11 protein-coding genes and 1 pseudogene are annotated in these 13,200 nt (G+C 59.4%); all 12 read right to left on the bottom strand.

Going from position 1 to position 13,200, the window contains the following annotated elements:
* Positions 1-8: 8 nt before the first annotated feature.
* Entirely contained in the window at positions 9-989 is a 981-nt protein-coding gene (locus tag J0663_RS28370) for a GHMP family kinase ATP-binding protein (RefSeq protein ID WP_207246106.1), read from the bottom strand.
* Complete coding sequence (locus J0663_RS28375; RefSeq protein WP_207246107.1) at positions 986-2,935, bottom strand: HAD-IIIA family hydrolase; 1,950 nt, start codon at positions 2,933-2,935, stop codon at positions 986-988. Before J0663_RS28375 ends, J0663_RS28370 begins: the two co-directional genes overlap by 4 nt.
* Positions 2,925-3,866, bottom strand: a complete 942-nt coding sequence (locus J0663_RS28380) for an NAD-dependent epimerase/dehydratase family protein (RefSeq protein WP_207246108.1) — start codon at positions 3,864-3,866, stop codon at positions 2,925-2,927. The genes J0663_RS28375 and J0663_RS28380 overlap by 11 nt, the downstream gene beginning before the upstream one ends.
* Positions 3,867-3,898: 32 nt before the next feature.
* Complete coding sequence (locus J0663_RS28385; RefSeq protein WP_246590470.1) at positions 3,899-4,858, bottom strand: lysylphosphatidylglycerol synthase transmembrane domain-containing protein; 960 nt, start codon at positions 4,856-4,858, stop codon at positions 3,899-3,901.
* Entirely contained in the window at positions 4,855-6,825 is a 1,971-nt protein-coding gene (locus tag J0663_RS28390) for a hypothetical protein (RefSeq protein WP_207246241.1), read from the bottom strand. Before J0663_RS28390 ends, J0663_RS28385 begins: the two co-directional genes overlap by 4 nt.
* Before the next feature lie 19 nt (positions 6,826-6,844).
* Complete coding sequence (locus J0663_RS28395; protein ID WP_207246109.1) at positions 6,845-8,083, bottom strand: glycosyltransferase family 2 protein; 1,239 nt, start codon at positions 8,081-8,083, stop codon at positions 6,845-6,847.
* Positions 8,084-8,099: 16 nt separating this feature from the next.
* Positions 8,100-8,726 carry an SIS domain-containing protein gene (locus tag J0663_RS28400; RefSeq protein WP_207246110.1) on the bottom strand — a complete coding sequence of 209 codons (627 nt, stop codon included), beginning with the start codon at positions 8,724-8,726 and terminating at the stop codon, positions 8,100-8,102.
* 249 nt (positions 8,727-8,975) lie between these two features.
* Positions 8,976-9,086 (bottom strand): annotated as a pseudogene (locus tag J0663_RS31465) (RidA family protein); the annotation flags it as partial.
* Between the two features lie 43 nt (positions 9,087-9,129).
* Positions 9,130-10,107 carry an ABC transporter ATP-binding protein gene (locus J0663_RS28405; protein ID WP_207246111.1) on the bottom strand — a complete coding sequence of 326 codons (978 nt, stop codon included), beginning with the start codon at positions 10,105-10,107 and terminating at the stop codon, positions 9,130-9,132.
* Between the two features lie 5 nt (positions 10,108-10,112).
* Positions 10,113-10,940, bottom strand: a complete 828-nt coding sequence (locus tag J0663_RS28410; protein WP_207246112.1) for a carbohydrate ABC transporter permease — start codon at positions 10,938-10,940, stop codon at positions 10,113-10,115.
* A complete protein-coding gene (locus J0663_RS28415; protein ID WP_207246113.1) occupies positions 10,937-11,815 on the bottom strand; it encodes a carbohydrate ABC transporter permease in 879 nt (292 codons plus the stop codon). The genes J0663_RS28410 and J0663_RS28415 overlap by 4 nt, the downstream gene beginning before the upstream one ends.
* A gap of 65 nt (positions 11,816-11,880) precedes the next feature.
* The gene (locus tag J0663_RS28420) at positions 11,881-13,164 is read right to left on the bottom strand and encodes an ABC transporter substrate-binding protein (RefSeq protein ID WP_207246114.1); all 1,284 of its coding nucleotides are present in this window, start codon (positions 13,162-13,164) and stop codon (positions 11,881-11,883) included.
* Between the last annotated feature and the right edge of the window lie 36 nt (positions 13,165-13,200).

The following is a 13,200-nucleotide window of genomic DNA, read 5'->3' on the forward strand; positions in this document are numbered from 1 at the left end:
TACGCCCTCTATTGTGCAAAGGCGATACGCGCGCCGCTCCAGTCGAAACGAAACTCGATTTCCTTGAGCTCCGACAGCGCTTGCCGGACTTTCGCCTGGCGGTCTCTAGGGCAATAGAGAACGAGGAAACCGCCTCCGCCGGCGCCCGCGAGCTTGCCGCCGATCGCGCCGGCAGCACGCGCGGCATCGTAAAATTCGTCGATCGCGCTGTTGGTGATCTTCGAGGTCAGCGATCTCTTCATCATCCATCCGCGATGCAGCGCTTCGCCGAAGGCACCGAGATCCCCGCTCATCAGGATGTCGCGCATTTCGTAGGCCAACTGGACCATGCGCTCGACGGTGCGGAATTTATCTTCGTCCGTCTCCATCGCCTGTACCTGCGTCGACAGCACAGAGCGCGTATCGCGCTGACTTCCGGTGAAAAACAGGAGAATGTTGCTCTCGAGCTCAGCCATCTTTTCGGAGCTGAGGACGACCGGCTGTACGTTGACGCCGCCGTTGGAATTGAACTCGATGAAGTTCAAGCCGCCATGCGCGGCCGCGTATTGATCCTGTTTGCCGATCGGCTCTTTCAGGATATCGATTTCAAGCTTGCAGGCCTCTTCCGCCAGCTGATCCTTGGAGGCAAAGCGCGATCTGTGGGCGTAGAGCGCGTTGATCAGCGCCACGGAAAAGGAGCTGGACGATCCGAGTCCGGTCCCGGAGGGAATGTCGGCGACGGAGGCGACTTCGATGCCGGGCTCGACCCGATGCATGCGCAGTGCTTCACGCAGCAGCGGATGCGCGATCTCTTCAAGCGTGTCGGCGAGCTCGGTGCGCGTATATTTCAGATGGTATTTGTTTTCGTTGAAGTAGTTGTGCACGATGACGAAGCTGTACTTGGCTATCGCGCAGGACAGGACCGCTCCGGCTTGCCGGCGGTAATAGGACGCGATGTCCGAGCCGCCGCCGGCGAAGCTGACCCGAAAAGGTGCGGATGAAACGATCAAAGGGTTGTCTCCTCGAGATTGACGACAAAATCGGCCGATGTCCGTTGGAGATCGATCCTCGGCCACTCTTCCTGAATTCGCGACTGCCAGAGCCCTTCGACGGCGACCGGCGTGAGGCCTTTCCAGGTGTAGAAGGTGTGAAAGCGGTCCAGCAGCGTGTGCTGCGACGCTTCGACGAAGACAGCCATATCGACCTGTCCGCGGATCGACGCGTGCCCGGCAAAAATGCCGTCCAGGAGGATGACCTCGGCATCTCGCGCGTCATAGGCGGTGGTGCCCCTAAGCTGGCCGCGGCTTGCCGCGTCATAACCGGGCGCTTCGACCTGTCCGGATCGGCGCAGGGTGCTGACGATCTCGGGATAGAGTTCTACCCTGCTGCGCTGTTCCGCGCTCATATCGGGGTTTCGATGTTCGAGCGGCACTATCCAGCGGTCGAGCTCCAGCCTCAGCACCCTGCGCCCTGCCTCCGAGAGGATGCGTTGAACGGCGTGCGCGAAAGTGCTTTTCCCCGAGCGGGAGCGACCGCATATGCTGACGAGCAGCGGGCCGGTCGCATCTGGAAGACGGTCATCAATCGCTCTGAAGAGCGATTGCCCAATATCCCCGTAGCTGCATTGAAAGCGAACGGCGTCGTAGACCGTGTCGAAAATGAGATCGGCGTGCGGAATCGCTGTTTCGGTGGCGGGATAGCTCTTTTCATCGCGCAGGCCGTAACCGGTCCGCACACCATAGGCCCAGATGCCTGCCTTGCGGCCCGCACCTATGTCGCGCAAACTGTCGCCGATGATGACGGATTTCGCTTTTTCGATGGGCAATTCCGCCATGGCCTGGCGGATCATCAGATCTCCCGGTTTGCGGCAAGCGCAGTCGATCTTGAGTTCGGCGACTTCGTTGGGAAATCCTTTGTCCGGATGGTGCGGACAAAAATAGATACGGTCCAGCACGCCGCCGTCTTCGGCAAGCTCGGCCTCCAGGCGACCAAGAACATGATCCAGACCTGCTTCATCCAGCAGGCCTTTGGCGACCTGCGGCCTGTTGGTTACGGCAACCGCAAGGAAGCCGGCCTGGCGGGCGAGCCGCACCGCTTCGCCGGCTCGGCCGACCAGCTTCACCTGGTCGGGATGAATGATCCCATGGCCGCCGACGTCTTCGTTGAGCACGCCGTCGCAATCGAAAAACACCGCGGGTCTTCGAACCGACAGATGGACGGCATGAACCCGTTCCTGCCGGAGATCCTCGGCCGCGGCGGCATGTCGGCTCGGAGAGCCGGTGTCCTTCATATATTCGGGCGTATCATAAATTGCGACAGGGATGGAACGCTCGAGGAGACCGGGAATGACATCATGGATCATGTCGGCCGGTTGCCCCGGCACGAGAGCCTCGAAAAACTGGCCGCAAGCCACGTACAAACCGGCCGGCACGAGATTGCGCCAATCCGCATCGCGCGGCGCCTTGCGGGGCAACAGGCGCTGGAGATAGCCGTTCTTTTGAACGACGATATCGGATGTCCGCGGATGATCGTTGGGGTGCGCAATGATCGTCAAGGCGGCAGGAAATTGCCGACGATGACGCGCGAGTGCCGACAGATCGATATCGAAAAGCATGTCGCCATAGACGATCAGCACGTCATCGGCGATCGTGTCCAAAGTCGTCAGGCATCCTGCCGTGCCGAGCGGGGACTTCTCGACGAAGACGTCGATCGTAATGCCGAGTTTTTCGGCTTCCGGGCCAAGGGCAGGCTCAAGCTGGCTGCCGAGATGGCCGCCGAGCACACGGACGTGCCGAACGCCTTCGCGGGCGAGGACGCGAATCTGCCTGAGAATGATCGGCACGCCATCAAGAGGCAGAAGAGCCTTGGGAATGACGTCGCCCGTCATGCTGCGCGCGCGGGTACCGAGGCCCCCGGCGATGATGATTGCCTCGCGGATAGCGGTTTCAGAACCCATTCGCCAGGATCCGCTCGACGGCGAGTTCAACGGCTTCGGTCGACTTTCGCTTCGGCGTCCAGCCGAGAGCGACAAGCCGGCTTATGTCGTAGCTGAAGCGCGGCACGTCGCCCAGCCAGCCACGGTCTTCGCTGCCGTATTCGATAGCGGCTCCGGCCGCGACCTTCGAGACTACGATCTCGGCGATATCCCGAACAGATGTTTCGCCGATGCCGCTGGCGTGAAATACCTCATAGGCGCCAAGCGCCTTGTTCCATGCGAGGAGAATCGCATCCACCAGATCACCGACATAGAGATAGGGTTTTGTCTGCATTCCATTGCCGAGTACCTGAAGTCTCGTCGGATCGTCCCTCAGCCTGTTGATGAAATCGTAGATCGCGCCGTGTGTGGAGCGTTCCCCAACCACATTCGGAAAGCGCAGCACGAGCGTCTTGATGCCGAATGACAGCGCATAGACGGACAAATAGGCTTCCGCAGCAAGCTTGCTGGCGCCATAGAACGAGATCGGCCGCAGCGGGCCGTGATTTTCGTGAATGTTGCCTTCGGCTTCGCCGAACACGGCGGAAGTGCTGGCGAAGAAAAGCCTGCCGACACCATGCTTGCGCATGATGGCAAGCAGCGTCGTCGTCGTCAGCTGGTTCAGCTGCAGGTCCAGTTCCGTATTGGCGTTGCCTGCGGCAATATCGGAATTGGCGGCGAGATGGAAAACGGCATCAGGACGATCCGTCGCGACGAGCTGGTCCATGCCCTCGCGATCGAGCATATCCAGCTTTTGGAAGCGGAAATCCGGCCGGCCCAGCAGATGATCTATATTCCGCATGCGGCCAAGATGAAGATTGTCGATTGCGGTTACCCGATAACCCGAATCCAGAAGGCGATCGCAGAGATGGCTGCCGATAAATCCGGCCCCTCCCGTTACCAAGGCATGCATGTCGGCAGCTCCATATGATCTGTTAAGGCTCTTCAGAGCGCTTTGATCTTTCCCGAATGAGGACGCGAAAGGACGAATACACCACCGGCCAAGCCGACCACAAGCTGCAACAGGCCGAAAACCACCGACAGTGTTGCGGCGTCCGTCGTGCCGATGCCGAACACGGCGAGCGAAATGATCATGCCGCCTTCGCGCAGGCCCCATCCTCCGACGGAAATGGGAACCATGGCGATCAATAGCACTGGCGGGAACGCGGCTGCCGCCTGGCCCCAATCGAGCGGGAGGCCAAGACCGCGAACCAGGATTTCAAGTGTTACGACGCTCACTCCGTGAATGACGAGGGTCAACAGAAATATACTGAACGTTCTCCGATGGCTCAGAAAAGTCGCGAGCGCGTCGCTCAGGGCGTGCAGCTTTTCCGGAAGAAAACGAATGAACAATCGCCGACGCCAGCTGAAGACCACGGCCGATGCGACTGTTCCCGCGACGCCAAGGGCCGTGAGTTCGGCCAGATAGGGGATTGGAAAGGCGTGTCCGTAAAAGGCGCGCATGATGATCAGCCCGATCAGCGCAACGACCGCCAGCCCGAAAAGAGTGAGGATACGGTCCATAACGACGCCCAACGTCGCTTCCTTTATCGTCAGGCCATAGTTGATGGCCCCAAATATGCGGGCGGCATCGCCTGGAATGGGACTTGGAAGAGCCTGATTGTAGAAGAGACTTTCCATGAAGAGTTTCATGGCGCCTATCATCTTCAGCCTTTGCCCGATCATGTCAGTCAGAAGGCACCACCGCCACGCCGAAAGCAGGGCCTGCAGGAGAAGCAGGACGATGCTGACTGAGATGGTCGTCACCGGCAGGCTGCGGACCGCTGCCCACCCTTCTGCGAAATCGACCCTGCGTGCGATCCATATGACGAGGCCAAGCGCCACGGCCACTTTCAGAACTGGTATGGCGACGCGAAGCCATGCTCGGGGGGAAGAAGGAGTCACGAGGGCCGATCCGCGTCGAAGCGGTATAGCTTCCAGCCGAAGCGATCCGTCAATATCAGTGAGGAACGAGGCATCATACGGGCTATCACGCTGTTGGCCATCGCGATCTTGTCTTCGCCAATGCGTTCGGCGAGGAAAGCGCTGCCGGCATCGGGGGGAATGATGAAGTAAGCTATCTGATTGGCTTTGATGAAAGCATCGATATCTGTACCCGGTGCCGGCAGGACGTAGCGCGGCAATTGCCAGCCGCCATCGCGGCCGCCGTTGTAAGCCGCGGACAATAAGGTATTGGCCGTATCGAAAGGTTGAAACACGGTTCGCAGGTCGTGATCTGCGATATAGCGGTACATGAAATACGCTTCGCGATGGCTCTCCATGTATTTATCGACGCTGATCATCCCGAGCACGACGTCGAAGTCTTTCGCCTTGACGGGGTCAATGTCGCTACCGCCCATTCGATTCCAATGGGAAATCCAGAGCCCTCCGGCCAGCAAGCCTATGATCACCGGGCTGGCGACCATGCATGCTGGCGAAGAGGCAATTTTGGCAAGCGGGGCTATCTGCGGCAGCACTCGTCGGTCGAGCCATTGATCCAGCCGCTCGCGAACCAGGGAGGCGCCGATAAAGCCGGTCGAAAAGAAAAGCAGATAGGCCGGCGTTGCCCACCTGATATGATTGAACATGACGGTGTACCATATCACGAACATGGCAACGACAATCGCTGCGAGGAATGCGATGCGCCGGAAAGCCACTGCCAGACCGGCCAGTATCAAAGCGAGAGCGACGAAAGCATTCGGCTTGTTGGCGAGAAACCAGTCGTAAAGGATGTAGAGGAAGTCGTGCCAGCCTTGCAGCGTTGCAAGGTTCGTCACGAAGTGCCGGTCGGCGGGATCGAAGGCCCTGCCCAGTTCGAGCATGTAATCCGCCATCCAGGCATCGGTGAGGCCCGGATGCCCGAACATGAAGGGATAGATCGGATTGCCCAGGACGATCAGGTTTTTCGCATACCAATAACCGGCGATTGCGAGGAATGCGCCGAGGCATGACAGAAGGAGCGGCAGTGATATCCTTCCCTTGAGAAGCATCGGTATCAATGCAAGCCCCATGAGGCCAACCATCTGCAGTTCCGTATATTTCCCGCCGACCGCTCCCCCTAACGCGAGCGCGCAATGAAAAAGCTCCGCCGGGCGCCGGCTTTCCAAATAACGCCACAGGAAAAGCACGGCTGCGACTGAGAAACACGACCGCGCCAGGTCCGTCATCGGTTCGCCGACGCTTCCCCTGAAGAAGGGAGTGATGAGGATAAGAGCGGCCACCAGGAAAAACCCGCATGCCCGCCAACGACTGGCGCAGCTTGAAAGCAGGAACAGAAATCCGAAGAAAATCGCGATATTCATGATCGCCGCGCCGGTCCAGTGACCGCTTACCATCATGACGAGAGCAAACAGCAGATTGAAGAAGAGCGGGATATTGCCGTAGAAGGGATGGTCAATCTGCGGTGACACAAAGCCGGCGTGATCGATGATGCTGTTCGCCAGAGGGATATGGAAAACCCATACGTCGGCAACGCTGGGCGGAAATAGGGACAGGACGCTCCACACATAGCAAAGTATGAGGCATGTGAGGGCTGCAAGCGCTGGAAGCGGATTTCCGTTTTTCACCTCTGCGGCGATTTTGCGAATCAGCGAAGCCAGGTCGCAAAGAACGGCGACGAGATCGCGCCGCCGCCAAACCATCGAGACAGCCACGATGGGAAGGACGACTTCCCATCTCAAGCCATGAAATGCGCCAAGAAAGGTGGCGCCGCCGCCAGCAATCGTCAGAGCCGGCAAAATACCGCTGAGCAGAAAGTCGGTGCCGTCGCGGAAGGGCTGATTGCACCGTCGGTTGAGCCAGGCAGCGATGCCTCGGTCGATCACGAGGCCCCATAATATTATGGACAGAACCGTGCACCAGCCGACGATCATCATAGCCCCTTCGTCGATCTTATCCCGCGAGAGGCGGCACAGGCTTCTTGATTGGCAGCATAACCCCGAGTGCTCGTATCATGAGCCCTGATATAAAGATCTGGAACGCCGTGATGATAAGCCACAGCCCGAAGACAGCCCAGTTGGTCTCGATGCCGATCTCAGGCAGCACATATCCGTTCCCGACATAGGAATCGAACAGCGGAACCGCCAGCAAAACCCCTGCCAGAACGGCGATAACCGATCCCCAAATCGTTGCGTTGTAAGGAAGGATCCGCTCGAAGCGAGGCTGCACATGTCCCGAATAGTCAAATATCACCCGGCCGATCGCTGCCGAAACCAGCATTGATTGACCAAGGACGGCCAGAGCCATCGCAAACAGCATGGCGTTCGACGAGAACCGTACGCCCCCTATGGACATAGGTCCGGCGAGCAACGGCAACATTATGATCAAGCCGAGGGCCAGAAGCAGGAAACCCGGCCAAATCAAAAAGAAATCGAAGCCGTAGACAAACATTGCCTGCAGATTGCGCCAGCCCGCGCGCCAAGGTTCCATCCAGCCTCGGCGCTTCATGTGGCTCAGCCGGCCTTCCGGATCCTTCAGGAAGTGAATCGGCACCTCGGTCGTCCGAAGCTCCATGTGTACGGACTTCAGCACCATTTCCGAGGCGTATTCCCACCCTTGCGAGCGCAGATCCATGCGAAGCAATGCATCGACGCTGATGCCCCGCATGCCGCAATGGATGTCGGAAAAGCGGCTGCCGAACATGCGATTGAGAATCCACGTTGTCAGGGGCGTTCCGAAATAACGATGCAGCGGCGGCATCGCATTGTCCTCGATCGAGCCCTTGAACCGCGAACCCATGACGAATTCATTTCCCTTCCGGAACGCGTCGATGAACGGCGCAATCTGGCGAAAATCATAGGTGCAGTCCGCATCCCCCATGATGATGAACTTGCCCCGGACGAAGGGAATGGCATCGATGTAGGCTCTGCCCAAGCCGCGTTTCGGCGTTCGCAACACGCGCGCACCCCTCTCGCGCGCGATTTCCGGCGTGCGATCGGTCGAACTGTCGACGATGAGGATTTCCACCGCCGCTCCACTTGCCGCGATGCCTTGACGGCACCAGTCGACGAAGGTTCCGATCGTCAATTCCTCGTTGAGCGAGGGGACGAGGATGGTGACTTCCGGGGCAGTCACGTCGTCGTCGGGCGTTAGGAGCGTCAATTCCGGATCGTGGGTATGGGGGAAATTCATGCGCGTGATATGGCTCTTAGGAAAGGCTGGGCGGGACGAGCCCGCAGGAAAAATCCAATATGGCGTGGCAGATCGCCAGATGGGCAATCTCTACATAGCCATATTGATCGGAAGCGACGTAAAAGTTCAGATCACCGAGCGCGCGCAGCGGATTGCCCGGAGCGAAGCCGCTCAAGGTGATAACGGAGCCGCCTTTTTCGCGGGCGGTGCGGACGGCCTTGGTAATGCTTTCCGATCTGCCTGAACTGCTGATCGCAACCAACAGGTCCCCGTCATTCGCATGCATTTCGATCTGCTTTGCAAAGACGTTCTCATAGCCGAGGTCGTTCGAGAGGCAGGTCAGCGTCGCGCCGTCGTTCATCGCCATGGCGCGGAGTCCGCCGTTTTTGGAGTAGTCCGTCGCCATATGGCTGGCAATGGCCGCGCTGCCGCCGTTGCCGATGAAGATGATTTTGCGGCCGGCGTCATGGGTAGCACGGGCGAGCTGCATGGCCTCACTCATCGCAGTTGCATAATCCAGGCTTTCGTCGCCCGGCCGCGACGCGGCTGCATTCACGAGAACATGGCGGAGAAATGTAAAATAGCGATCGAGATCGCCGGTCGTCACGCCAAGCTCCGAAGATATGGTCTGGTTGTGCGACATGCTGGTTCAACCCCTACACCTTGGAAATTGGGGCGTCCTTAAAGACTAAATGATACAAAGGCAAGTTGTCCGGGCGCCTCTTTCGAAGGTTGTTAACGCGTGTCACGGCTTTGCAACTGGCGGTTTTTTCTCAAGCATCCCGGCGAGATTATCCTGAGACGGTCCGAGATCGCTCCTTGCCTTTCGCGCTCGTCTCTCCGGCATTTAATGTGAACTGCGCGGCGGGCGCGTCTGACAAAGCCTCGCCGTTCAATTGCCGATCGCGGCGATAGCGCCAATCTCAACAGTGAATTCCGGCACCGCATGTCTTGCTTCGACGGTGGCGCGCGCCGGCGCGTGGCCCGATCGCACCCAGGCGTCCCGGGCTTAGGATTGCTCTTCCGGGTGGGGCTTTTACCCGGTCTCAGAACCGGTGTTCCGCTCCTTCGACCGGATTTGCCCAGACGGTCATGCCGGACGCAAACGGCGTCTCGCCTTCGGCGCGCACGACCATCTCGCCGAGGTCGGAGACGTCGAGATAGAGGATCGCATCGGCCCCCAATCGTTCCACATGCCGGATTGTGCCCTGCCACTGTCCGGCGGTTTCGGAAAGCCGGATATGTTCCGGGCGGATGCCATAGGTCGTGCAGTTCATTCGTCGCGCCGTCTCGCCGCCATAGAGGTTCATCTTCGGGCTGCCGATGAAGCCGGCGACGAAAGGGGTTGCCGGATTGCGGTAGAGTTCCATCGGGCTGCCGATCTGCTCGACTGTCCCGCCGTTCAGCACGACGATCTTGTCGGCCATGGTCATCGCTTCGACCTGATCATGGGTGACGTAGATCATCGTCGACTTCAGTCGCGCGTGCAGATCTGAGATCTCGAGGCGCATCTGGGCTCTGAGCGATGCGTCGAGGTTGGAAAGCGGCTCGTCGAACAGGAAGACCTTGGGATCACGCACGATCGCCCGGCCGATAGCGACGCGTTGCCGCTGACCGCCGGAAAGCGCTTTCGGCTTTCTCTGCAGGAGATGGCTGAGCTGCAGCGTTTCGGCTGTCGCCGCCACCTTGGCGGCGATCTCAGCCTTCGGGCGACCAGCAAGAGAAAGGCCGAAACCAATATTCTCGGCCACCGTCATATGCGGGTAAAGCGCATAGCTCTGGAACACCATGGCAATGCCGCGGCCGGAGGGTTCGGCATAGGTCACATCCTTGCCGCCGATGGTCAGCGTGCCCGACGTCGTCTCCTCCAGGCCGGCGATGATGCGCAGCAGCGTCGATTTTCCGCAGCCCGACGGACCGACGAAAACGACGAACTCGCCGGAGGCAACCTCCAGATCGACCCCCTTGATGACTTCGAGGGCGCCGAAGCTCTTGCGAACCTGCTTGAGAGTGAGCTCAGCCATTCCTGCTACCCTTTGACTCCGCCCGATGTCATGCCGGCGACGATCTGGCGATTGAAGAAGATGAAGACGATCAGCGGCGGGATCGTCACGAGGAGGATGTTCATGAAGAGCAGATTGTACTGGCTCGAATACATGCTCTGGAAATTATAGAGCGTCAGCTGCACCGTCACGTTCTCCTTGCCGGGGAGGTAGTAGAGCGGATTGGTGAAGTCGTTGAAGATGGCGATCGACTGCACGACGATGTTGGTGACGGTCACCGGCTTCAGAAGCGGCAGAACGACCCTGAAGAAGATCTGCCGCGGCTTGGCGCCGTCGATAAGCGCCGCCTCGTCGAGATCGCGCGGGATCGTCGCGATGAACGACCGGTAGAGCAAGACCGAAAAGGAGAGATTGTAGGCGACCTGGATCAGGATCATGCCGGTCATGGTCTTGAAGAGCCCGATGTGCTGCAAAAGGCCGATTGTGGGCACGACAGCCGGCGGCATCATCAGACCGGCGAAAAGCGCAATGAGGGCCACCCGGTTCCAGGCGGTCTTGCGGCGCTGCATGACATAGCCGACCATCGCCGACAGCAGGATCAGGATCGTGACGGAGACGACGGTGATCAGGGTGGAATTGAAATAGGCGAGCACGAGCTGATAGTCGCGCGCCTTGAAGACGGCGACGAGATTATCCCAGAACAGCCAGTGCTCGGGTAGTTCGAAGTCGAGGCGGGAGGCTTCGGATTTCGATTTGACCGCCTGCAGAGCGACAAAAACGAAAGGCATGACAAACATGACGGCTGCAACGGCAAGGGCTATCGCGCCCGTCACATAAGGGCGGAGGCTTCTCATTCCTCGACCTCGCGTCGGTTGAACCACAGGGTAAACGGCAGGATGATGACGGCGATCAGCGCAAACAGGATGACGTTTCCGGCCGTCGACAGGCCGTAGAAACCAGCCTGATACTGCTTGTAGATGACCGAGGCGATCACATCGGAGGAGAAACCAGGTCCGCCGCGGGTCATGGCCCATATCAGGTCGAAAGATCGCAGCCCGCCGATCAGCGACAATGTCACGACGATGACGGTGGCGGGGCGCACCAGCGGCAGGGTGATCCGGAAGAATTGCTGGAGCCGCGTGGCGCCGTCGATCCGCGCCGCCTCGTAATAGTCGGGGCTGATCGCGGCAAGGCCTGCGATGAAGATCAGGGTGGCGAGGCCGACACCCTTCCATACATCGACCAGTGCCACGGAAAAAAGCGCGAGCGTCGGATTGGTCAGCCATCCCGGTCCCGGTATGCCGATCGTCTCGAGGGCGACATTGATGATGCCCTTCGTCGGATGCATCATCACCGCAAAGGTGATGCCGATGCCGATCGTCGAAACCAGGACCGGGAAGAAGACCAGCGTGCGCAGGAAGCCACGGGCAAAGATGTTGCTGGTCAGCAGCACGGCGAGCAGCAGTCCGAACACCGTCTTCAGGCCTGAGGTGGTCACGGCGTAGATCAGCGTGTTGACAAGCCCCTTGACCAGGAAGGGTTCGGAAAAGAACTGCTGGAAATTCTCGAGCCCGATGAATTCGGCCGTCGTCAGATCCCAGCGCGTGAGGCTGAACCAGAGGGATGAGACCGTGGGAAGCAGAAACAGAACGCCATAGATGATCGCAGCCGGAATGAAGAACCACAGTGGGTAGGGCGAATTGCGCGAGCGGGGGCGTGTCTCGGTCATGGCTACCTCTTCGATCGGGTGGAGCCTCGCTCCATCAGGAGCGAGGTGATTGGCCCGAAGGATCGCTACCAATTGGGCAGACCGAGCTGCTTGGCCTGCTTGCGCACGTCGTCATCATAAAGCTTCGCGGCGTCGGCCGGCTGGCGAATACCTGAGCCGACTTCGACCGTGATTTGCTCAAGCGACGGCCCCTTGACCGGCGAAACGAATTCGAGCGCCGGCGTCGTCTTGCCCTTGGCCTCGAAGTAAGGGGTCATATCCTTGACCACAGGGGGCACATCGGCAGGCAGATCGCAGCCCTCGACCAGGGAGGGGCCCTGAACGGTGTTGGTGTCGATCATGATCTTGCAGCCCTCGACACCTCCGGCGAAATCCACGAACTTCTTGGCTTCTTCGACATGCCGGCTGGTGGCGGGAATGTAGAGGGCAGGCGGCATCCAGACCGTCAGGCCGTTGATTGCGGCGTCATCGCTCGGCTGAGCGAAGAAGCCGACATCGCCGAGATTCTCGGGATAGTTCTGCTTGAGCACGCCGACTGCGAAAGTCAGCATCGGATAGTGCGCCGCCTCGCCGGTCGCGACCATTCTCAGCCCGTCATCATAGCTTGCCGCGCCGAAGTCCTCGTTCATCAAGCCGGCATCATGAACATCCTTCAACCGCTCGAAGCCTTTCATGGCTGCCGGCGTATCGGCATATTTCGCCTTGTTGGCGGTATAGTCGGCGGCGAAGTTCGGCACGGCGGCATGAAGATTGTAATAGTCGGCCAGAACGAACAGCTGCGAGGTCCAGGTATCGCGATAGGTCTGGGCGACTGCGACCTTGCCCGCAGCCTTGACCTTTTCGTTGTTGGCCATGAACTCCGCCCATGTCTTCGGGACGGAGAGGCCGAGCTCATGGTAGATCTTTCTGTTATAGAGGATGCCGCCCGCCATCGCCGTGCCGAAGGGGACGCCGTAGAGCTTGTCGTCGGCGCGGACGACGGTCTTGAAACCTTCGTCCACCTTTGCCTGCGATGAGAGGCCGCTGAGGTCGACAAGCGTCTGGGCAGGTTTCAGCGCCTGCAGCAGCGAACCGGAATTGTAAAGGAACACATCGGGCATCTCCCCCGTTGCCAGACGCGTCTTGACGATGTTGTCGCCTTCGCCGCCGCCAGGCCGCTGCTCGATTTCGATGATCACGTCGGGCGTTTTGGCCTGGTAGGCCGCAACCAGTGCTTCGGCCGCAGCGACCGTGTCGGGACTATTGTCGATCAGGAATGACAGCGTGACTTCCGCATGCGACGGGCTGGCCGCTACCAGCGCCAAAAGCATGGATGCGCCCGCAAGAACGAGTTTTATCCGATGTGTCATGACGTTCCTCCTCTGAACGGTGTGACGTATGCGCTC

Source organism: Rhizobium lentis (assembly GCF_017352135.1).
In the GTDB taxonomy this organism is placed as follows: Bacteria; Pseudomonadota; Alphaproteobacteria; order Rhizobiales; family Rhizobiaceae; genus Rhizobium; species Rhizobium lentis.

Coding starts and splice junctions, on each gene's coding strand:
- J0663_RS28410 (WP_207246112.1), bottom strand. CDS start 10,940: ATGAGAAGCCTCCGCCCTTATGTGACGGGCGCGATAGCCCTTGCCGTT.
- J0663_RS28405 (WP_207246111.1), bottom strand. CDS start 10,107: ATGGCTGAGCTCACTCTCAAGCAGGTTCGCAAGAGCTTCGGCGCCCTC.
- J0663_RS28420 (WP_207246114.1), bottom strand. CDS start 13,164: ATGACACATCGGATAAAACTCGTTCTTGCGGGCGCATCCATGCTTTTG.
- J0663_RS28400 (WP_207246110.1), bottom strand. CDS start 8,726: ATGTCGCACAACCAGACCATATCTTCGGAGCTTGGCGTGACGACCGGC.
- J0663_RS28390 (WP_207246241.1), bottom strand. CDS start 6,825: ATGATCGTCGGCTGGTGCACGGTTCTGTCCATAATATTATGGGGCCTC.
- J0663_RS28395 (WP_207246109.1), bottom strand. CDS start 8,083: ATGAATTTCCCCCATACCCACGATCCGGAATTGACGCTCCTAACGCCC.
- J0663_RS28415 (WP_207246113.1), bottom strand. CDS start 11,815: ATGACCGAGACACGCCCCCGCTCGCGCAATTCGCCCTACCCACTGTGG.
- J0663_RS28375 (WP_207246107.1), bottom strand. CDS start 2,935: ATGGGTTCTGAAACCGCTATCCGCGAGGCAATCATCATCGCCGGGGGC.
- J0663_RS28380 (WP_207246108.1), bottom strand. CDS start 3,866: ATGCATGCCTTGGTAACGGGAGGGGCCGGATTTATCGGCAGCCATCTC.